General features: G+C 62.0%; 16 protein-coding genes. 9 read left to right on the forward strand and 7 right to left on the reverse strand.

What is annotated here, in order from left to right:
* The first annotated feature begins 77 nt into the window (after nt 1-77).
* A complete protein-coding gene (locus ACO07W_RS17215) occupies nt 78-1,307 on the forward strand; it encodes a low temperature requirement protein A (RefSeq protein WP_421846064.1) in 1,230 nt (409 codons plus the stop codon).
* 255 nt (nt 1,308-1,562) lie between these two features.
* Here the strand turns inward: ACO07W_RS17215 and ACO07W_RS17220 are convergent, their stop codons facing one another.
* The 3 genes from ACO07W_RS17220 to ACO07W_RS17230 all read right to left on the reverse strand — a co-directional run bounded on the left by ACO07W_RS17220 (nt 1,563) and on the right by ACO07W_RS17230 (nt 4,296).
* The gene (locus tag ACO07W_RS17220; protein WP_421844945.1) at nt 1,563-1,952 is read right to left on the reverse strand and encodes a VOC family protein; all 390 of its coding nucleotides are present in this window, start codon (nt 1,950-1,952) and stop codon (nt 1,563-1,565) included.
* Nucleotides 1,921-2,283 (reverse strand): ArsR/SmtB family transcription factor, encoded by a 363-nt coding sequence (locus ACO07W_RS17225; protein WP_421844946.1) that lies wholly within the window; start codon nt 2,281-2,283, stop codon nt 1,921-1,923. The genes ACO07W_RS17220 and ACO07W_RS17225 overlap by 32 nt, the downstream gene beginning before the upstream one ends.
* 411 nt (nt 2,284-2,694) lie before the next feature.
* Nucleotides 2,695-4,296, reverse strand: a complete 1,602-nt coding sequence (locus tag ACO07W_RS17230) for a PPE family protein (protein WP_421844947.1) — start codon at nt 4,294-4,296, stop codon at nt 2,695-2,697.
* A 635-nt stretch (nt 4,297-4,931) separates the two neighbouring features.
* Between ACO07W_RS17230 and ACO07W_RS17235 the strand changes: the two genes are divergently transcribed.
* Both ACO07W_RS17235 and ACO07W_RS17240 read left to right on the forward strand, forming a co-directional pair.
* The gene (locus ACO07W_RS17235) at nt 4,932-7,562 is read left to right on the forward strand and encodes an ABC transporter ATP-binding protein/permease (protein ID WP_421844948.1); all 2,631 of its coding nucleotides are present in this window, start codon (nt 4,932-4,934) and stop codon (nt 7,560-7,562) included.
* Entirely contained in the window at nt 7,559-9,298 is a 1,740-nt protein-coding gene (locus tag ACO07W_RS17240) for an ABC transporter ATP-binding protein (protein ID WP_421844949.1), read from the forward strand. Before ACO07W_RS17235 ends, ACO07W_RS17240 begins: the two co-directional genes overlap by 4 nt.
* 55 nt (nt 9,299-9,353) lie before the next feature.
* Here the strand turns inward: ACO07W_RS17240 and ACO07W_RS17245 are convergent, their stop codons facing one another.
* Nucleotides 9,354-10,526 carry an acyl-CoA dehydrogenase family protein gene (locus tag ACO07W_RS17245; protein WP_421844950.1) on the reverse strand — a complete coding sequence of 391 codons (1,173 nt, stop codon included), beginning with the start codon at nt 10,524-10,526 and terminating at the stop codon, nt 9,354-9,356.
* Between the two features lie 151 nt (nt 10,527-10,677).
* On the opposite strand from ACO07W_RS17245, the gene fabG reads away from it, so the two are divergent.
* The 5 genes from fabG to ACO07W_RS17270 are packed head-to-tail and all read left to right on the forward strand — an operon-like array spanning nt 10,678 to nt 15,801.
* Nucleotides 10,678-11,415 (forward strand): 3-oxoacyl-ACP reductase FabG, encoded by a 738-nt coding sequence (gene fabG / locus ACO07W_RS17250; protein WP_421844951.1) that lies wholly within the window; start codon nt 10,678-10,680, stop codon nt 11,413-11,415.
* Nucleotides 11,416-11,426: 11 nt separating this feature from the next.
* The gene (locus ACO07W_RS17255; RefSeq protein WP_421844952.1) at nt 11,427-12,644 is read left to right on the forward strand and encodes an acetyl-CoA C-acetyltransferase; all 1,218 of its coding nucleotides are present in this window, start codon (nt 11,427-11,429) and stop codon (nt 12,642-12,644) included.
* Complete coding sequence (locus tag ACO07W_RS17260) at nt 12,641-13,855, forward strand: CoA transferase (RefSeq protein WP_421844953.1); 1,215 nt, start codon at nt 12,641-12,643, stop codon at nt 13,853-13,855. The genes ACO07W_RS17255 and ACO07W_RS17260 overlap by 4 nt, the downstream gene beginning before the upstream one ends.
* A gap of 35 nt (nt 13,856-13,890) precedes the next feature.
* Nucleotides 13,891-15,084 (forward strand): acyl-CoA dehydrogenase family protein, encoded by a 1,194-nt coding sequence (locus tag ACO07W_RS17265; protein WP_421844954.1) that lies wholly within the window; start codon nt 13,891-13,893, stop codon nt 15,082-15,084.
* A gap of 3 nt (nt 15,085-15,087) precedes the next feature.
* On the forward strand, nt 15,088-15,801 hold the full coding sequence (locus ACO07W_RS17270; RefSeq protein ID WP_421844955.1) for a GntR family transcriptional regulator: 714 nt from the start codon (nt 15,088-15,090) through the stop codon (nt 15,799-15,801).
* Between the two features lie 117 nt (nt 15,802-15,918).
* Here ACO07W_RS17270 and ACO07W_RS17275 read toward each other — a convergent pair whose 3' ends face one another.
* Entirely contained in the window at nt 15,919-17,415 is a 1,497-nt protein-coding gene (locus ACO07W_RS17275) for an acyl-CoA carboxylase subunit beta (protein WP_421844956.1), read from the reverse strand.
* A 44-nt stretch (nt 17,416-17,459) separates the two neighbouring features.
* On the opposite strand from ACO07W_RS17275, the gene ACO07W_RS17280 reads away from it, so the two are divergent.
* Nucleotides 17,460-18,488 (forward strand): LLM class F420-dependent oxidoreductase, encoded by a 1,029-nt coding sequence (locus tag ACO07W_RS17280; RefSeq protein ID WP_421844957.1) that lies wholly within the window; start codon nt 17,460-17,462, stop codon nt 18,486-18,488.
* 126 nt (nt 18,489-18,614) lie between these two features.
* Here the strand turns inward: ACO07W_RS17280 and ACO07W_RS17285 are convergent, their stop codons facing one another.
* Entirely contained in the window at nt 18,615-19,253 is a 639-nt protein-coding gene (locus tag ACO07W_RS17285) for a hypothetical protein (protein ID WP_421844958.1), read from the reverse strand.
* A complete protein-coding gene (locus tag ACO07W_RS17290; RefSeq protein ID WP_421844959.1) occupies nt 19,250-20,038 on the reverse strand; it encodes a hypothetical protein in 789 nt (262 codons plus the stop codon). Before ACO07W_RS17290 ends, ACO07W_RS17285 begins: the two co-directional genes overlap by 4 nt.
* Between the last annotated feature and the right edge of the window lie 308 nt (nt 20,039-20,346).

The following is a 20,346-nucleotide window of genomic DNA, read 5'->3' on the forward strand; positions in this document are numbered from 1 at the left end:
GACCGCCGAGATGTGGCAGGAGGTCAGGCGTGAGCGAGATAGGGCGGGGCGGTGCGGACAGTCCCCGATTGCGCCGCATGTCTGGACGCGACCCACACGAGCGGCATCGCGTGGCGACGCCGCTGGAGTTGCTTTTCGACTTGACGTTTGTTGTCGCGGCAGCGATCGCCGCAAATGAGTTCGCGCTCGCGCTCGCCGAGAACCGCGCTGGCTCTGGGTTATTCGGCTTCGTCTTCGCCGTCCTCACCATCGCGTGGGCGTGGATCACCTTCACCTGGTTCGCGTCGGCTTACGACACCGACGACTGGGCGTATCGACTTGCCACGATGCTTCAGATGGTTGGCGCGATCATCCTGGCGTTCGGCCTGTTGCCGATGTTCGCTTCCCTTGAAAAAGGCGGTCATGTCGACGATGCCGTCATGATGGCCGGGTACGTTCTTATGCGGCTCACGATGGCAGCTCAATGGTTGCGCGCAGCCAAGCAGGACCCCGGCCGCCGCGGGGCGTGCCTGACCTATGCCATCACCATCACAGCTGCCCAGGTCGGATGGATCGCGGTGGCGTTGGTGCGCACTTCGGTTGCGGTGACGCTCACGTTGTCTGCCGCCCTGCTCTTCGTCGAAGTCGCTGGGCCGTGGATCGCTGAGAGACGCAAAGGGGGAACGCCCTGGCACGCGCACCACATTGCCGAGCGGTATACGCAATTCATCATCATCGCGCTCGGTGAGGGGATGATCGGAACAGTCGCGTCGCTGTCGGCCGTGGTCGAAGATCAGGGTTTCACGATAGACGCGGTTCTGGTGGCACTCGCTGGCACCGGACTGACGTTTGGAATGTGGTGGATGTACAACTCAACGCCAATCGCGAATCTGCTTCACGCGTACCGAGAGCAGTCTTTTACTCTCGGTTATCTCACTATCGCCGTGTTTGGCGCCATCGTGGCCGCTGGTGCTGGTCTGCACGTTGCCGCCTCCTACATCGAACATCACGCCAAGATCTCACCGGCCAGCACCGTGTTGTCCATCGCGGTGCCGGTAGCCATCTTTGTCGTAGCTATGTATCTGATTTACACGCTGTTGGTTCGTACCTGGGAAGGGCTGTATGCGCTGATCGTCGCGCTAGCCGCCACCGTGCTGGTCGCATCGGTGTTGCTCGCGGCCGCCGGTATGCCGATACGTTTTTGTTTGTTGGTGGTGATGCTCGTTTGTTTGTTGGTGGTGATGCTCGCGCCGGTGGTCAGTGTGGTCGGGTCCGAAGTTACCGGTCATCGCCAAGCGGTCGCGACGGTAGCTCGCACGCTGCGGTAGCCAGGACACGCACGGTCGGTGCTCCTCGCAGCCGCCAACGGGGCGGCGTTGCGTGGGTGTTGGTTGGACGGCTTTCGTCCGAGCAGCGAACCGTGTCACCCACGCAGTTCGCCGCCGCGCGGGTGCCGATCTGGTGAGGCCGCCAACGATGCGAGAAATGGTTATGGCACAGCTGCTTTCGCGCCGATCGTATTCGGCTGTCGACGTTCTCGGCCGATGCCATACTTCTTATAGAACATGCTGGCCAGGAGATATCTACGCGGCTTCCTGGACAATTTGGATCAAGTTGCCGCAAGTATCTTCAAAGACTGCTGTGATTACTGGGCCCATATTTGCGGGTTCCTGGGTGAAGTGCACCCCGAGTTCGTGCAGCCGCAGGTACTCAGCTTGCGCGTCGTCCACGGCGAACGAGGTACACGGTATGCCGTCGGCGACCAGTGCGGTCTTGTACGACTTGGCCGCTGGGTGGTCGTCGGGTTCGAGTAGGAGTTCGGTGCCATCGGGATCCTCGGGCGACACCACGGTCATCCACCGGAACTTACCTAATGGAACGTTGGTCTTCTCCTGAAAGTTGAGGACCGCGGTATAAAACCGTAGTGCTTTGTCCTGATCGTCAACGAGCACGCTGGTTAGGTTGATTCTCATGGGGGTCTTTTCTGTCAATGTTGGCGCCGGTGCCGGGGCGGTTATCGGCGCTGTTGGCTGTGTTTTTGCCAAGCCACCGATCGACGATCGGTTCAAGCGGTGTGGTGTTGATGTAGTGAAGCTTGTGCCTGCCTTTGCGGGTGGACTCGACTAGGCCGGCAGTTTCGAGGAGGTCGAGGTGCTGTGAAATCGCCTGCCGCGTCAGGTTGATGCGGTGCTTGGTCGTCAGACGCGAGCAAATTTCAAAAAGTGTTTGACCATTACGGTCGGTCAACTCGTCGAGGATCGTGCGGCGCGTAGAGTCCGCCAGTGCCTTGAAGACGCTCTCCACTCCCGCAAACAATAGGCAAGCGGTTGCTTGCCTGTCAACCCAGGGTCGTCCTCGCTGACCGGCGCCGTAGATCGATTCTGGTATGTCTCATAGCTAGAGATTCGAGAGTGATCAGTTCGTGTCTCACATCGGGGTGGGGTGGCGTTCCGTTCCGGCGCCCCAGGCGGTCTGCATCACGCACCGCCTGCCGACGCAGACTGCTTCAGGGCCATCGAGGTGTTCTTCTCGGCGGTGATTCTTGGTCGCTTCAACGCGGCGACTCTCGCGATGGCCCCTTTTCCGCAGGAGACCGATACGCAGCCGCCCCCTGCACCTCGACGGGGGCGCACCCCGGGCGGGTTCCGCATTCGTTCGGCAAAGCCGGCAAAGAAACGCGCACACAATTTGAGTGCCGACCACGAGATTGTGGCGTTAGCTGTCGCGTTGTTCGCTTTCATGTTCGCCGTTGTGGCACTCAGGGTCGGCGTCTTGCTCCCAGCTGGTTGGGATCAGCGGCATCCGTGGGCCTTTGCCGGGTTGGTCGGTCGGCGTTATGGCCAGGCCCACCGCTTTGGCAACCGAATTTTTGGATGCTGTTCCAGCAAAACCAAGGTTACTGGCGCCCGAATCCGAGGCGGCAGTTGCGGCATTCGGTGCCATGGCCCAGTCGGGATCGGCATCGACGTTCATAGCCATGAACTCGTCGGTGTGTCCGCGCTGTTGGTTGCGTCGACGTCGGCGCGCCCGTGATTGCTCCCGCGCGGCAGCGGCTGCAGCTGCTGCCGCAGCATCGGGTTCCTGGGCTTTCCGTTGCGCGCTACGACGGGCACTGGCGCTAGCCGGTGAGCCAAGCCCTGTTCCCGGAGGCGCGACGACATAAGGGGGGCCAAAGCCAGGCCCAGGTGGCGGCGGCGGAGCCGCCGAAGCGGCACTGGCGCCGGTCGTTATCGCGGTGGGCGGTGACGACACAGATACGGAAACTGACGCCGTCGGCGGTGCGGCCTGAGATAGTTCGACCGCCGGTAACGCGGCGGGTGCAGCCGCATCAGGCGCGGGCAGTACCGGGGAATGCGGCGGACTGGTGAGTCCAGCCAATCCCGTGAAACCACTAGCAGCCCCCAGCGGTGCGATGCCGGTAAGGATCGCCGGTGCTAGCAATTGCGGCTGGGTGGCCAAGTAGCTGGCTATCTCCGCGATATGGGTTGGCCAGTCGAACAACGCGAGGTTGAGCAAGTACCTAAACGCCAGTAGCGGATTGCGCACCAGGTAGTGACCGAACTGTTGAAAATCTTCGAAAAGCTCAAGGGCTCGAACAAGCCAGAAGATCGGCTGCCCTGGATTGGTAAAAGAGTCGTAGGGTAGACCGTTCACGGTGCCTTTGGCGGGATTCCAGTCGATACCGAAGTGCTTGAGGATGTGCGCGATTAGTTCGTCTATCGGGTTGTCAATCGTCGGGTCGGGGAAAGGGTCATCCGAATCTGATTGGCTGCCAGATGATTTTAAGATCGGTGGTGCCGGCTGGGTTTCCGGTGTCGATGACAGCGCCGCGGCGGACGCTCCTTGATACGCCGCCATCGTGGTGGCGGCCTGAACCCACATGCGCGCGTAGTCTGCCTCGTTGAGCGTGATCGGAATCGTGTTGATGCCGAAAAAGTTGGTCGCCGTCAATACCCCGTGAACGATGTGGTTCGTCGCTATTTCAGCCAATGTGGGCATTGCTGCCAGCGCTGTGGTGTAAGCAGCTGCCGCCATCTCATGTTGAGCGGCCGTGGTTGCTGCGTTGGTGCTCAGCTGTGTTAGCCAGGACAGGTACGGCTGATGAGCTGTCATATACGACTCGGCGCTCGGTCCCTCCCATGAGCTGGCCCGCGCCTCCTCTAGTAGTAAGTCGAGTTCTTCAGCGACCGCGGCGTATTCGATGCTTAGGCCAGACCAGGCTGTTGCTTCCCGCAGCAACGGCGCTGGACCCGGTCCGCTACTGATCAAGGCCGAATGAACTTCCGGGGGCGACGCCATCCAGATCGGTGCTGTCATGAGTATTTCCTTGTTTTTGCGTGCTTGAACAGGCAAGAGACAGTTTAATGGTAACGATTATCGTTTGCGACTTGGCGGTGCGGATCGGTCATCACGAGCGCCTGACGTGGCCCGCGTGCTCGAAGAGGGGCTGCGAGCTGCTGGGGGCTGAGGACTGTTGCGTCTCGTATCTCAAGGAATGCGACAGTCCGACTGTGCCGTTGTATCCAGGCGTTTCCCCAGGTCGCGGCGTGCCGGGTCTTGTCTCGCGTGGCTGGCTGTTTGGGCCCCGGACCGCCGGCTGTGGCCACACTGTGGTGTAGCTGGGAATGCTCTGGCCTCAAGCCCTTGCGCCTGCATCGTGTGGCAAATCGGCTGGTAGCGAAACCGCAGTTGGCTTTTGGTAAGGTAACCCTTAGTTTGTGATGGTAGCTTTCCCCGTTGAAGTAGGTAGCCAGATAAAGGTTGTTTCGTCGCATCGATAGGGGCGACCCGCGCCTGTCGCGGTCAGGGACCTCGCGCGGTTGGATCGTCAGTTGGGGTTGCAACACCGGATCCGCGACGCGCGGTCGGGACACGGCTCGGGGTGTCGGCCCCGCTTCGCATCGGCTGGCACAGCGCGGGCGGGAGTTAAGTACCGAAGGAGGGGTTCACTGATGGCACGTGGCTTACAGGGCGTGATGCTGCGGAGTTTCGGCGCGCGCGACCACACCGCAGTGGTGATCGAGACTCTCCGGATTGCCCCACACATGGTACGGGTACGCATGGAGTCGCCAACGTTGTTCGAAGACGCGGTGGTTGAACCCACTGCGTGGCTGCGGTTCTGGTTCCCCGACCCGGAAGGGTCCAGCACTGAGTTTCAGCGGGCGTACACGATCTCCGAAGCTGACGTCGCTGCGGGCCGTTTTGCGGTGGACGTCGTGTTGCACAATCCGGTTGGGCCGGCGTCACTGTGGGCGCGCACCGTTGAACCTGGCGTGACAATCTCGGTGATGTCGTTGATGGGCTCGTCGTCGCGCTTCGTTGTACCCGATGAGCAACCTGCCGGCTACCTGCTGATTGGTGACTCGGCGTCGATCCCGGGATTGAACGGCATCATCGGAACCGTGCCCGACGAAGTGCCAATTGAGCTGTACCTCGAGCAACACGAAGACGATGACATGCTGATTCCTATCGCGCGACATCCCCGACTGCAGGTTCATTGGGTTGCTCGTCATGACCAGAAATCGCTGGCCGCGGCAATCGAGAGCCGCGACTGGTCGGACTGGTATGCATGGGCAACGCCGGAGGCCGCCACGCTGAAGAACGTTCGGGTGCGGCTGCGCGACGAGTTTGGTTTTCCCAAGTCAGAGATCCATGCCCAGGCCTACTGGAACGCCGGACGCGCCATGGGCACTCACCGCGCTGTCGGATCCGACGCCAACGTTGGCGCTGCACCGACGACCAACGGCTATCGGCCGGAAGGCTCTGTAGTGCAGCAGGAGTCGTCGGTATCCGGGTCAAGCGGGGCGCTCTCACCCTCTTCCCGCGGGAGTTGGCGCGCTCAAGCCGCCGGTCGGTTGCTTGCGCCGTTGCGGTCGGCGCTGGTGCTGGCCGGTGTGCTGCAGGCTGTTGCAACACTGGTGCAGCTGGTGCCGTTTTTGTTACTGGTCGAATTGGCTCGGTTGCTGGTGTCGGGAGCGGGGGCGCCTCGATTATGGGCGCTTGGAATTGCGGCAATTGCGCTGATGGGGGTAGGCACTCTGCTGGGTGCAGCGCTAACGCTGTGGCTGCACATAGTTGACGCCCGGTTCGCAAGCGCCCTGCGATCGCGGCTGTTGGGTAAACTCGCGCGGTTGCCGCTGGGCTGGTTCACCGTGCGCGGCTCAGGCGCGATAAAGCAGTTGGTGCAGGACGACACGCTGTCACTGCACTACTTGGTCACCCACGCCATTCCAGACGCAGTCGCCGCGGTCGTCGCACCGGTTGCAGTACTGGCCTATCTGTTTATCGTCGACTGGCGGGTGGCGCTCGTACTATTCCTACCGATCCTCGTCTACCTGGTGACGACCTGGCTGCTGACGATTCAGTCCGGTCCGCGGATCGGTCAATCGCAGCAGTGGTCCGAAAAAATGAGCGGCGAGGCCGGCGCCTACCTTGAGGGGCAGCCGGTGGTTCGCGTCTTCGGCGGTGCCGCTGCGTCGAGTTTCCGCCGCCGCTTGGACGAATACATTGGGTTCCTGGTCGCGTGGCAGCGCCCGCTTGCCGGCAAGAAGACCCTGATGGATCTGGCCACCCGTCCGACGACCTTCCTGTGGCTCATTACGGCCACGGGCACATTGCTGGTGGTCAGCGGCCGGATGGATCCAGTAAACCTTTTGCCGGCTTTGCTGTTGGGCACCACATTCGGCACCCGCCTGCTAGGCATCGCCTACGGGCTCGGCGGCATCCGCGCCGGCATGCTGGCGGCTCGGCGCTTGCAGATCGCGCTGGACGAGGTGGAGCTCGTGGTGGCTGAACCACCGCGCAAAGTTCTTGGTGACTTGCCGGCGACTGTGGTGTTCGACCACGTCAGCTTCGGATACCGGCCCGGAGTTCCGGTGATCCAAGACGTGTCGTTGACCCTGCAGCCAGGCACGGTAACCGCGCTTGTCGGTCCGTCAGGATCTGGAAAGTCCACGCTGGCTGCCTTGCTGGCTCGATTTCACGATGTCGAACAAGGCGCGATATGCGTTGGGGAACAGGACATTCGGTCGATGACGGCCGATGAACTTTATGCGAGAGTCGGCTTCGTCTTGCAGGAGACCCAGCTCGTGCATGGCACCGTCGGCGAGAACATCGCGCTGGCCGTCCCCGATGCTACCGCCGCAGAAGTCACCGCTGCGGCCCGCGCGGCGCAGATCCACGACCGTGTGCTACGCCTGCCGGATGGCTACGACACGGTGCTGGGCGCCGGTTCAGGGTTGTCGGGCGGGGAGCGGCAACGGCTCACCATTGCTCGCGCCATCCTGGCGGATACCCCGGTCCTGATCCTCGACGAGGCTATGGCGTTTGCCGATCCCGAATCGGAATATCTTGTGCAGCAAGCGCTCAACCGGTTGACCAAGGATCGCACCGTGCTGATAATCGCTCATCGACTGCACACCATCACTCAGGCCGACCAGATCGCCGTGCTCGATCATGGCCGGATCACCGAGTACGGCACTCACGATGAGCTGCTGGCCGCAGATGGACGCTACCGACAACTGTGGAATACCGGTCAGCGCAACCCTGTAGCAGCCAGCGCCCTTCAGGAGCAGGCGCGATGATCCGCACCTGGTTAGGGCTTGTTCCCGAGGGCCACCGAATCAAACTGGTCGCTTACGCGTTGCTTACGTTCGGCTCTGTCGTGATGCGGGCCCTAGCCATAGTATTGCTCGTTCCCCTGGTAGGGGCTTTGTTCGGCGACGCACCGCAGGACGCGCTGGCGTGGCTGGGCTGGTTGACTGGCGCAACGGTTGCCGGGTGGACCATCGACACCGTCAATGCGCGGATTGGGTTCAACCTGGGCTTCGCTGTGCTCGATCACGCCCAGCACGACCTCGCGGATCGGCTTCCAGATGTTCGGCTGGACTGGTTCACCGCTGAGAACACCGCGACGGCGCGGCAGGCGATTGCGTCTACAGGGCCGGAACTCGTTGGTCTGGTGGTTTACCTGTTGACGCCGCTGATCGCCGCGATCCTCTCGCCGCCGGTCATCGCTCTGGCCCTATTGCTGGTGTCCTGGCAGCTCGGAGCAGCCGCGCTGGCTGGTGTACCGCTGTTGCTGGGAGCCTTGTGGGCCTCGGTGCGCTTGGCGCGCCGGGCAGACGCCGCGGCAGGCAAGGCGAACACCGCTCTCACCGAGCGGATCATCGAGTTCGCCCGAACCCAGCAGGCATTGCGTGCCGCGCGGCGTGTCGAGCCGGCCCGCAGTCTGGTTGGCTCAGCGTTGACAGCACAGCGCGGCGCGACAATGCGATTGTTGGGCATGCAGATCCCGGGGCAGCTGCTGTTCAGCCTTGCCAGCCAGTTGGCTCTCATCCTGCTGGCGGGCGCGACAACAGCGCTCACCGTGACCGGCACGCTGACAGTGGCCGAGGCCGTCGCCCTGATTGTCGTGATTGCCCGCTATCTGGAACCATTCACCACCGTTAGCGAGCTCGCGCCGGCTCTCGAAAGCACCCGAGCGACGCTTGATCGTATCCGGTCGGTGCTCACCGCGCCGGTCATCCCGGCCGGAACCGGTGCGCTGCGCAACGGCGCTGCGGCCCCGCGGATCGATTTCGATGACGTCGCTTTCTGCTATGAGGGTGTGGGTGCGCCAGTGCTCGATGGCGTCAGCTTCTCACTAAGCGCGGGAAGCACGACAGCGATCGTCGGACCGTCTGGATCGGGCAAGACCACCATCCTGGGACTAATCTCGGGCCTGCACCAGCCAACTCGCGGTCGCGTCCTCATCGACGGTGTCGACGTCGCGACACTGGACGCCGAGGCTCGCCGCAACGCATGCAGCGTCGTGTTCCAGCATCCGTATCTGTTCCATGGGCCGATCCGGGACAACGTGTCTGCTGGCGACCCCGGCGCCGATGCCGACCGATTCGCACGGGCTGTACGGCTGGCGCGCGTAGACGAGTTGACCAGCAGGCTGCCCGACGGTGCCGACACGATCGTCGGCGAGGCGGGCACTGCGCTTTCCGGTGGTGAACGCCAACGGGTCAGCATCGCGCGAGCTCTGCTCAAATCCGCGCCGATACTGCTGGTTGACGAGGCCACTAGTGCGCTGGACAACGAGAACGAGGCCGCGGTGGTCGACGCTCTCACCGTAGATCCGCAGTCACGAACCCGGGTGATTGTCGCTCACCGGCTAGCGAGTATTCGCCATGCTGACCGCGTTCTTTTTCTCCAGGATGGCCGAGTGGTCGAAGATGGTTCGGTCGACGAATTGCTCACCGCTGGCGGGCGTTTCGACGAATTTTGGCGACAGCAACGCGAGGCCGCGGAGTGGCAAATCCTCGCCGATTAGCCCATAGCGGGTGATTGCGCAACTGCTGTATGTCGTTCGGTCACAACGTTGCTGGTCATTGGTGCGCTGCGTTGACCAAGTTCGCCCCAATGATTAGACGCTGAATTTCGCTGGTGCCTTCGTATAGCCGCAGCAAACGAACGTCACGGTAGATCCGCTCGACCGGCACTCCGCGCATATAGCCACTGCCGCCGTGAATTTGGACCGCGAGATCGGCCACTTTGCCCGCCATCTCGGTACAAAAGAGTTTCGCCGCCGACGGTGCGATTCTGCGATCCTGATTGCTGAGCCACAGCCGAGCCGCGTCGCGGACAAGGGCACGGCCGGCCAACACGCCGGTCTGCTGATCGGCGAGCATCGCTTGCACCAACTGGAAGTTCCCAATGGGAACACCGCCTTGGGTTGCCGTAGCGGCGTGCGCAACAGATTCGTCAAGTGCGCGTGCGGCGGTGCCCACCGCTACCGCGGCGATGTGGACGCGGCCGCGTGCCAAGGAAGTCAACGCTGCTCGATAACCGATGTCTTCGGTACCGCCGATCAAGGCTCCGGCATCGATTCGGACGTCGGTGAGATTAACGTCGGAGGTCCATGCACCTTCCTGGCCCATCTTCGCGTCTTTTGCGCCCACTTCTACCCCGGCGGTGTCGGCCGGAACGAGGAATACAGCGATACCGGGGGCTTGCTCGTCGGCGGGCCGGGTGCGGGCGAACACCACAAACAGGTCGGCGACGGGCGCGTTGGTGATGAAGCACTTCTGTCCCGAGATCACCCAATGGTCGTTGTCGCGGACAGCCTTGGTCCGCAGGCCAGCCGGATTCGATCCTGCGCCGGGCTCAGTCAGGGCGAAGGACGCGACGACCTCACCAGATGCCATCGGCTCTAACCAGCGGGCCTTCTGGGCATCGGTGCCGAAACCGACGAGGAGCTGCCCGGCGATGCCATTGTTGGTACCGAACATCGACCGCAGCGCCAATGAGGTGTAACCCAGTTCCATCGCCAACTCGACATCCTGCACCACGTTCAGGCCGAGCCCACCCCACTGTTGTGGAAGCGCGTAGCCGAATAGCCCCATCTTCTTGGCTTGGTCGCGCACGTCATCGGGTACTCGATCCGCAGCAAGGATCTCTTGCTCGCGCGGCAGCACGGCGTTGCGGACGAAGTGTCGGGTCTGGGCCAGGATCGCCTGAAAATCCTCGTCTTCGACTTCGGGCCGGTTGGCTGTTGTCATGGCAGACGCTCCTTGTTGGGCAGGTGGCAGCCACGTTCGGCCCTACCCAGGCATCTCCAATAGGCGGGCACCCCCGGTGCTGCAAAAATCCTATAGGAAATATGATATTTGCAGTGCGGCCCGTGCGGAGCCTGGAAGTTGGGGATGGGTGATGTTGCTGAACGGTCAGGCAGCGGTAGTCACCGGCGGTGCGCAGGGTTTGGGGCTCGCCATCGCAGAGCGATTCGTCAAGGAGGGCGCGCGGGTCGTTCTCGGTGATGTGAACGTCGATGCGACCCGTTACGCGGCCAGGCAGCTAGGCGGCAACGACATTGCCTTGGCGGTGGGCTGTGACGTGACCAAAGCGGCCGACGTCGATGTCCTGGTGCGGACCGCTGTTGAGCGTTTCGGTGGTTTGGACATCATGGTCAACAACGCTGGGATTACCCGGGACGCAACAATGCGCAAGATGACCGAGGAGCAGTTCGATCAGGTCATCGCGGTGCATCTGAAAGGAACGTGGAACGGCACCCGTCTGGCCGCGGCGATCATGCGGCAAAACGGACGTGGCGCGATTGTCAACATGTCATCGGTTTCCGGCAAAGTCGGAATGGTGGGGCAGACCAACTATTCCGCGGCCAAGGCGGGAATAGTCGGGATGACCAAAGCGGCGGCGAAAGAGCTTGCTCACCTGGGTATTCGAGTCAACGGTATTGCCCCTGGTTTGATCCGATCGGCGATGACAGAGGCTATGCCGCAGCGCGTTTGGGACCAGAAACTGGCTGAGGTGCCAATGGGGAGAGCCGGTGAGCCAAGTGAAGTCGCCAGCGTCGCACTATTTTTGGCCTCGGATTTGTCCTCGTACATGACCGGCACGGTGCTGGATGTCACCGGTGGGCGGTTTCTCTGAGATGACTGCTCATGCGTGATGCCGTTATCTGTGAACCTGTGCGGACACCGATCGGCCGCTACGGCGGAATGTTCATGTCGCACACCGCGGTCGATCTCGGCGTGGCTGCGCTGCGTGGTCTGCTCGAACGGACCGGGATCGCGCCCAGTGCGGTGCAGGACGTGGTTCTGGGGCACTGCTACCCGAGCAGCGAGGCGCCGGCGATCGGGCGTGTGGTGGCGTTGGATGCCGGCTTGCCGGTGACAGTTCCCGGTATGCAGGTCGACCGCCGCTGCGGGTCAGGTCTGCAGGCGGTAATACAAGCGTGTCTCCAAGTGCGCTCCGGCGACAACGATCTCGTCATCGCGGGTGGCTGCGAAAGCATGAGCAACGTCGCCTTCTATTCCACCGACATGCGTTGGGGCGGTGCACGTGGTGGTGTCCGGGTGCACGATGGGTTAGCCCGCGGCCGCACTACCGCCGGGGGGCGTCATTACCCGGTGCCCGGTGGAATGCTTGAGACCGCCGAGAATCTGCGCCGCCAGTACGGTATTTCGCGCCGGGAGCAGGACGAGCTCGCTGTGATGTCGCATCAGCGTGCCGTTGCCGCGCAGGAAAATGGGATCCTGGCTGAGGAGATCATTGCGGTGGCGCGGCCAACCGGTGGCGGCGAGGAGCTGCTCGACACAGACGAGCATCCCCGCTCTGATGCCTCGGTAGAATCGCTAGCCAGGCTCAAACCCGTTCTGCTGAACGATGACCCAGAGGCAACCGTGACGGCCGGCAATGCCAGCGGCCAGAATGACGCGGCGGCCATGTGTGTGGTGACCACCGCGGAAAAGGCGGACCATTATGGTCTGACGCCATTGGTGCGTTTGGTGTCGTGGGGGCAAGCAGGAGTGGCGCCCGACGTCATGGGTATCGGTCCGGTGCCGGCCACCGAACTCGCGCTTGCCAAGGCGGGTCTCCTGCTTGGTGACATCGACCTCATCGAACTCAACGAAGCTTTTGCTGCCCAAGTGATTGCGGTTATGCGTGAATGGAAGTTCGGCGCGGCAGACCGCGACCGAACCAACGTCCACGGCTCTGGGATCTCGCTGGGCCATCCGGTCGGCGCGACCGGTGGGCGGATGCTGGCAACTCTGGCGCGCGCGCTCGATCGGCGTCAGGCGCGATACGGTTTGGCGACGATGTGCATCGGTGGGGGCCAGGGGCTTGCCGCGATCTTCGAGCGGATCGCGGCAACATGAACAGTAGTGAGTTTGAAAAAGCACTGCCGTTGGACGGACTCAGTGTCGTCGAAGTGTCCAGTTTTGTCGCCGCGCCGCTATGCGGCATGACCCTGAGCCAACTCGGCGCGCAGGTAGTCCGCATCGATCCCATTGGGGGTGGTTCAGATATCCGGCGATGGCCGCTCACCTCGACCGGAACGTCGATCTACTGGACCGGTCTGAACAAGGGGAAGCGTTCGGTCACAATCGATCTGCGCTCACCGGCAGGTCAACAACTGGTCCAGCGCCTAATCGTGGAAGGCGATGGCATAGTCGTCACCAATTCCACAGGCATGTCCTGGCTGAATCATGATCTGCTGGCGGCCAAGCGCAGCGACGTCATCCATGTTCAGCTAATGGGCCGCGGCGACGGCTCGACTGGGGTGGATTACACAGTGAATGCGGCAAGTGGGTTCCCGCTCGTCACCGGTCCAGCCGACCATACCGGGCCGGTGAATCACGTCCTCCCGGCCTGGGACGTGTGCTGCGGATTATATGCCGCCCTTGCTGTTGTCGCGGCCGTCCGGCGCCGCGACCAAACCGGGGTTGGCGCGCGTATCAGCCTGGCTCTGGAGGACGTCGCGTTGGCCACAGCGGGAAATCTGGGACTCTTAACCGAACCGCAAGTCAACGGCACGCAACGCCGGCGGCTGGGCAACGCCGTCTACGGTCAGTACGGTCAGGATTTCACCAGCCGTGATGGTGTCGCTTTTATGGTCGTCGCGCTGACGGCACGGCACTTCCGCGATCTGGTCGACGTAACCGGCACCGGCCCCGCAGTGTCGGCGCTGGCTGGCGCGCTCGGCGTTGACTTTGCGGCCGAAGGTGATCGCTACCGGTACCGTGATGTTCTTTCCGGCCTGTTCAGCACTTGGTTCGCCGATCGTACGGCAGCGGAAATCGACATTGCCCTGTCCGGCACTACGGTGTTGTTCGAGCGGTACCGTACTTTCGCGCAAGTTGCCGAAGATAGCCGGGTCACGGCCAATCCGTTGTTTTCCTGGCTGCGGCAACCCGGTGTTGGCGATTACCTGGCCCCGGCTATCCCGACCGCCTTCGATGGTGTCCACCCCGCTAGCGCACCCGCCCCAGTACTGGGGCAGGACACCGTTGAAGTCCTCACCCGGTATCTGGGGTTGACGCCCGCCGACGTCGCCCGTTTGACGAGCGAAAAAACAATCGCCTGCTGAGTCAGCCGGACCAGAAGCGAGGGGAGACACACCGCATGACCCGACTTGCCCAGACACTTGGTTTGACCGAGTTTCAGACCGAAATTTTATCGACAGTAAGACAATTCGTCGAAAGGGAAGTTATTCCCTCTGCTGGCGAACTCGACCGCGGCGACATCTACCCGCAACATATCGTCGACCAGATGCGCGACATGGGGTTGTTCGGCCTGATGATTCCGCGAGAGCACGGTGGGCTGGGCGAATCGTTGCTGACGTACGCGCTATGCGTTGAGGAGCTGGCGCGGGGCTGGATGAGCGTCTCCGGTGTGTTGAACACTCACTTCATCGTGGCCTACATGGTGCGCCAGCACGGAACCGACACGCAGAAGCGACGGTTGCTGCCTCGAATGGCGACCGGCGAGTGCCGTGGCGCGTTCTCGATGTCGGAGCCGGAGTTGGGTTCAGACGTGGCAGCGATCCGCACACGGGCTAAGCGCAACCCAGATGGCACCTATGCGATCGATGGCCAAAAAATGTGGCTGACCAACGGTGGTAGTTCGACGCTGATCGCCGTGCTGGTGCGTACCAGCGAAGGCGCTGACAGGCCGCATGGTAACTTGACCGCTTTCCTCGTTGAGAAGCCAACAGGTTTCGGCGAGGTGGTGCCGGGCCTGGTGATACCCGGCAAGATCGACAAATTGGGTTACAAAGGGATCGACACGACCGAACTCATTTTCGACGGCTATCACGCTGCGGCCGAAGACATTCTGGGTGGGAGGCCGGGTAAGGGCTTCGCCCAGATGATGGACGGGATCGAGGTCGGTCGGGTTAACGTGTCGGCGAGAGCGTGCGGGGTCGGGATCCGCGCCTTTGAGTTGGCGGTTCGCTATGCCCAGCAACGTCATACGTTCGGCAAGCCGATCGCCGAGCACCAGGCCATCGCATTCCAGCTGGCCGAGATGGCGACCAAGGTTGAAGCCGCGCATCTAATGATGGTCAACGCGGCACGGTTGAAAGACTCGGGGGATCGCAACGACGTCGTTGCTGGAATGGCCAAATATCTTGCCAGCGAATATTGCACTGAGGTGACCCAGCAGAGCTTTCGGATTCATGGTGGCTATGGGTATTCCACTGGGTACGAGATTGAGCGGCTGATGCGCGATGCGCCATTCCTGCTGATTGGCGAGGGAACCAGCGAAATCCAGAAGTCCATTATCAGCAAACGCCTCCTTGCCGAGTATCGGGTCTGACCGGTGGACGTTCCGGATTTTTCGGCCCGGCCTCAGCTTTCCGAAGATGTCGCGCGGTATGTCCGCCGGCAGATCTTCGACGGCAACTATCGGCCAGGGGAGTACGTGCGCCTGGATCAGCTGGCTGCTGAACTGGGAATCAGTGTGACACCGGTTCGTGAGGCGCTACTGATGTTGCGGGCCGAAGGCCTGATTGCCCAACAACCCCGACGGGGTTTTGTGGTGTTGGAGGTGACCCGACGCGACGTCACTGACGTCGCGAACGTTCAGGCGCATGTCGGGGGCGAGCTTGCCGCGCGGGCCGCGCTCAACATCACCGACGGCCAGCTGCGCGAGCTCAAGGACATTCAGGTCCAGTTGGAGGATGCCTACGCTGGCGATGATCCTGAGTTGACGGTTCGACTCAACCATGAATTTCACCGAGCCATCAATGTCGCTGCTGATTCGCCCAAGCTGGCTCAGCTGATGTCACAGATCACCCGCTTTGCTGCCGAAGCGATGTTCCCCAGCATCGGAGGCTGGCCGGCCCAGTCGGTAAGAGACCATCGGCGGGTGCTGGAGGCACTTGAGAAGCGCGACGGCAAGCTTGCCCGCGCCGCCATGTCGGATCATCTTGCCGCAGGGGCAGGTCCATTGATCGACCACCTCGTGGCGCGTGGTGTTGTTACCGAGGCCGGCCGCCCGATATCCGAGCAGCGGGGTGCTTCAGTCATTTGACAGATTTGGTCGGACAAGCGGCCACGTACCGACCGCACGCATGGGCCGGCGAATCCTCTGACTTTGGCGTTTGGTCAGGCATCCCGGCTGTCGGGATTGTTCGACGTCTAGACGCTCTTACGGCATGATCAGCGTTCGGCCTACCGGTTCCGCGGCGACCTGACGGCCGGAGATACCTCGTTGGAGCGAGGCGAGCAGAGCGTCACGCGTCTCCCGGGGGTCGATAAGTTCGTCGAAGCCCATTCGCTCAGCCGAGCGAAACGACGCTTCCAGCTCGGCATCGTGCAGCTTGGCGGAGAGGTCTTCGCCGGCGTTCGAGGCACGGCTTAGCGCCGCTGCGCCCATCGCGCCCATCGTCGCGCCCGGATAGGCGAACGTTGCTACCTGGTCGTCGAAGCTGATCAGCGACATGACCATGGAACCGAAGCCGTATGCCTTGCGCAGCGTCAGGTGCAGCTTGAGCGTTGTCGCAGCTGTTTGTGCGGCGAACATCCGGGCGCCGCTGCGCAGCACGCCCGCGCGCTCGGATCTACTGCCGGGCAGCATGCCCGGATTGTCGGCGAGGAAGACGATCGGAAGGTGAAATGAATCAGCTACCGTGATGAAGTGGGCTGCCTTGTCGGCGGCGTCAGCGTTGATGGACCCGGCCAGCACCTGGGGTTGATTGGCAACGACTGCCACCGGATGTCCGCCGAGGTGAGCCAGAGCGCAGATGATCGCCCCGCCGAAATGCGGTTGAACTTCGAACCAGTCGGGCTGGTCGAACACCACATCAAGCACTGCGCGCATGTCGTAGACGCGGCGGTTGTCGCGGGAGACGATATCGAGGAGCTCTGGTGTGGGCCGCGGTTTCGTTTGTTCTGAGGCCGGCAGCGAAGGCGGGTATGACCAGGCGCTCGAGGGAAAATACGACAGGTAGGCGCGGATCGCATCGAGCGCAGCGGCGTCGTCGTCGGCGACGTTGTGGATTACGCCGCTGGTCACGGCAATATCCGGACCGCCCAGATCTTCTTTCGAAATATCCTCTCCCGTAGATTCTTTCACTACTGGGGGGCCGGCGGTGAAGATCGCGCCCTGGCGGCTCATGATGGTGAAGTCGCTGACCGGGGCGACGAGCGCGCCGTGCCCTGCCGAGGGGCCTAGCACCGCACTGACCAGTGGGATCCGGCCTGAGCACCGTGCCTGGGCGAGCAAGTCAGTCGGAGTTCGTCCGTAGTGTTCACTGGTGGGCCGAAACCCGGCACCTTCGAGCAGCATTACCAGCGGTATCTTGTCGCGCACCGCGAGCTCAGCGATCCGGTAACGCTTGGCGTTGCTGCCGGGTGCAATAGTTCCGGCCAGTGTCGTAAAATCCTCGGCGCCCACCATGACCGGTAGTTCGCCTATTTGGCCGAAGCCGGTAACTATTCCATCGGCGGCGATTTCACCGCCGGTGAGCGTGCCCAGTTCTCGAAAGCTACCGGGGTCAAGAAGCCGTTCGATGCGCGCACGGGCGTCGAACTTTCCGCTGCGGTGGTGTTTGTCGAGCCGCTCTGGTCCACCCATGCCCCGCGAATGTTGACGGCGACGTTCAAGGTCTTCGAGCGTCTCATCCCAACCGCCGGATATCGCCATGCGTCCGTCCTACATACCGGATTGGCTACTGTAAAGTTGCCCGCATGGGTAGCGGCCCACGCCTCAAAATCGACGGGGGCATACCTAATCAACTTGCTCGGGCGGCGGGAGCAGCCAGCTTCCTGGAAAACGACGGCTACGACGGCGGCTGGATACCTGAGACCAGCCATGATCCGTTTCTACCGCTGTTGTTGGCTGCCGAGCATACGTCGCGTCTTGAAATCGGCACGAACATCGCGGTGGCGTTCGCTCGCAATCCGATGAACGTGGCCAACATCGGATGGGACTTGCAGACGTACTCGCGTGGCCGGTTCATCCTTGGTTTGGGCACCCAGATTCAGGCGCATATCGAGAAGCGATTCAGCATGCCGTGGAGCCATCCCGCACGCCGCATGCGTGAATTCGTTGCCGCGCTGCACGCGATCTGGTCGGCCTGGAAGGACGGCACCAAGCTCGGTTTCGAAGGCGAGTTCTATACCCACAAGATCATGACCCCGATGTTCACCCCCGAGCCGCAACCGTATCCGGTGCCCAAAGTGTTTCTCGCTGCAGTGGGCGACGCGATGACTGAGATGTGCGGCGAAGTCGCCGACGGGCACCTAGGTCATCCGTGCGTTTCGAAACGCTATCTCGACGAGGTGACGATGCCCGCCTTGTTGCGCGGATTAGCGCGCTCCGGCCGTGAGCGCAGCGACTTCGAGGTGTCGTGCGAGGTGATGGTGGCCACTGGTGAAAACGATGCCGAGCTGGCAACAGCTGTTGCCGCCGTGCGCAAGCAGATCGCGTTCTACGGATCTACGCCGGCCTACCGAAAAGTTCTCGAGCTGCACGGCTGGGGAGAGTTGCAGGCCGAATTGCGGCGCCTCTCGTTGCAGGCCGAATGGGACACCATGGGCTCGCTCATCGACGATGAAATGCTGGGAGCTTTCGCCGTGGTCGGCCCGGTTGACCAAGTGGCTGCTGCTCTCCGAAGCCGTTGTGAGGGCGTGGTAGATCGCGTGCTGCCGATTTTCTTTGCCGCTACCCAGGACTGCGTTTCCGCAGCTCTGAAGGAGTTGCGCCAGGGTGTCTAGCCATGATGCGGAACTTTTTTCGCGTGCCAACAGATTCCTCGGTATGGACTGGCTAGGGCGCGCTTGCACTCGATACTGGCCTACCTGAGCGGCGGCGCGGTATTTCTTGGTCGCACGTCCAAGAAGCTAGATCGGGATGAATTTGCTGATCATCCACGTGCCGTCGATTCGCGACATGGTCACCAGCACGCTGCTGGCTGCCACCGACGGTTCGGGGTGGTCTTTATTCATGGTCCTCTGGTTGACGAAGACAAGTACGACGGCCGAATCGGGCTTAAGTTCCGACACCGCAGCGCGCACTACTTCGGCGCTGGTTCTTAGCGCCTTCTCCTTCGCCGCCGGCGCCACGTACTGCTCGGTGAACTGGTTGTAGTAGGCCAGAAAATCTCCGGCCAGATGCGACCTGGCGGTGGCGAAGTCCTCGTCGAGAGTGTCGGGCGCGTACGACAACAGTGCGACGGTTCCTTCAGAGGCCGCGCGCAGAACCGCGTTCTCGACGCTGGGGTTGGTCTGCTGATCGGGCTGGTATTGCTTGACGTAGAGCCACGCTGTTGTACCCGCGGTGATCAATACGAGCAGGATCAGGATTACCGGAATCGGTTTCAGCGTGACCTGTACGCGCCACAGGTCGCGGCGCAGCCGCCGAGTCGGGGCAGGGGAGTCGGACTCTGCGCTTTCTTCCAGGAATTCGTTCGCCGAGTCGTCAGATTCGCTTGTTGCTGAATCGATCTCGGCGGTTTCGATGTCGCGAGCATCATCGTTCACGATACGAACTCAACCTTGGACATCTTGTACTGTCCGTCGACCTCGGTCACGCTCACCTTGAGCCGCCACTGTTGAGGTTTGTCTTTACCGTCTTCTGCGTTGGCAACGCGTGATGTTGCCGCGACGAGTACCAAAGCGGTATGCCCGTCAATGGACGCTACTGCCGTGGCATTCACCGTTCCTTCGGCGACTACTTTGGATTGCTCAACCACTTTGGTGAAATCGGCTGCCCGACGCTGGAAATCGTCCTTAAAGTCGCCGGTAGAGCTGTCGATAACCCGTTGCACGTCTTTCTTGGCGTTTTTGAAGTCGAGCGAGGTGATGGCGACTACGCCTTCTCGAGCCCCAGCTGCGAACGCGGCGACCCGCTCTTGTCGTTCGGTGGCCTCATGATGGGTCCATAAGATGTAGCCGCTGAGGCCGGCAAAGCAACAGATGATGACGATCGCGGCTGTTTGGGCGATCGTGGATAGCCGAGGGAGCCGGAGCCAGCGTCGCCGGGACGGTGAGTTTTCGACTTCCGGTTCTGCGGTTTCGTCGTCTTCGTACTCGGCGTCGTTTGTGGTTTCCCAGTCGGCGTCGTCGGGGTCGCCCTCTTCATCTGGGTCCGTGGTTTCTCCGATGGCTATTGCCTCACGCCGCATCCGGGCGGCTTGAGCGCGAGCGCGCGCCGCCGCAGCAAGCGCTTCGGCCTCGGCTGCTTCAGCTTCGGCTTCCTCCGCCAACGCCATCGCGTCGGCTTTCGATCGAGCAGAATCTGCCACCGGTTCGTTGGTGTCATCCATGGCGGTGACAGCTCGTCAACATCATTATCGGCTGAACTCCGTTATCTCCTGCATTGTTTCCCTTTGCTATGTGCTCTGCGCCAGTGGTCTCTGACGAGCCATCATGACCGCTGTCGACTCTCTCGAAAGATACTCTTTACCTCGGCCGTCGCAGCGCTTCTGCGCAAAGAAATGTCGCTGCGCGTCATTTCTGGGCTATGCGAGCTGTGGTTTGGTTCGCTGTCCAAGCCTCTTCGGCAGCGCGTTGCCATTGCTGCAGCACGACCCTTGGAACCCGCGATACGGTGTCCGATCGAACCTAGGCTTGG

It is taken from the genome of Mycobacterium sp. (assembly GCF_965230835.1).
In the GTDB taxonomy this organism is placed as follows: domain Bacteria; phylum Actinomycetota; class Actinomycetes; order Mycobacteriales; family Mycobacteriaceae; genus Mycobacterium.

Coding starts and splice junctions, on each gene's coding strand:
- ACO07W_RS17215 (WP_421846064.1), top strand. CDS start 78: ATGTCTGGACGCGACCCACACGAGCGGCATCGCGTGGCGACGCCGCTG.
- ACO07W_RS17220 (WP_421844945.1), bottom strand. CDS start 1,952: ATGAGAATCAACCTAACCAGCGTGCTCGTTGACGATCAGGACAAAGCA.
- ACO07W_RS17230 (WP_421844947.1), bottom strand. CDS start 4,296: ATGACAGCACCGATCTGGATGGCGTCGCCCCCGGAAGTTCATTCGGCC.
- ACO07W_RS17235 (WP_421844948.1), top strand. CDS start 4,932: ATGGCACGTGGCTTACAGGGCGTGATGCTGCGGAGTTTCGGCGCGCGC.
- ACO07W_RS17240 (WP_421844949.1), top strand. CDS start 7,559: ATGATCCGCACCTGGTTAGGGCTTGTTCCCGAGGGCCACCGAATCAAA.
- ACO07W_RS17245 (WP_421844950.1), bottom strand. CDS start 10,526: ATGACAACAGCCAACCGGCCCGAAGTCGAAGACGAGGATTTTCAGGCG.
- fabG (WP_421844951.1), top strand. CDS start 10,678: ATGTTGCTGAACGGTCAGGCAGCGGTAGTCACCGGCGGTGCGCAGGGT.
- ACO07W_RS17255 (WP_421844952.1), top strand. CDS start 11,427: ATGCGTGATGCCGTTATCTGTGAACCTGTGCGGACACCGATCGGCCGC.
- ACO07W_RS17260 (WP_421844953.1), top strand. CDS start 12,641: ATGAACAGTAGTGAGTTTGAAAAAGCACTGCCGTTGGACGGACTCAGT.
- ACO07W_RS17265 (WP_421844954.1), top strand. CDS start 13,891: ATGACCCGACTTGCCCAGACACTTGGTTTGACCGAGTTTCAGACCGAA.
- ACO07W_RS17275 (WP_421844956.1), bottom strand. CDS start 17,415: ATGGCGATATCCGGCGGTTGGGATGAGACGCTCGAAGACCTTGAACGT.
- ACO07W_RS17280 (WP_421844957.1), top strand. CDS start 17,460: ATGGGTAGCGGCCCACGCCTCAAAATCGACGGGGGCATACCTAATCAA.
- ACO07W_RS17290 (WP_421844959.1), bottom strand. CDS start 20,038: ATGGATGACACCAACGAACCGGTGGCAGATTCTGCTCGATCGAAAGCC.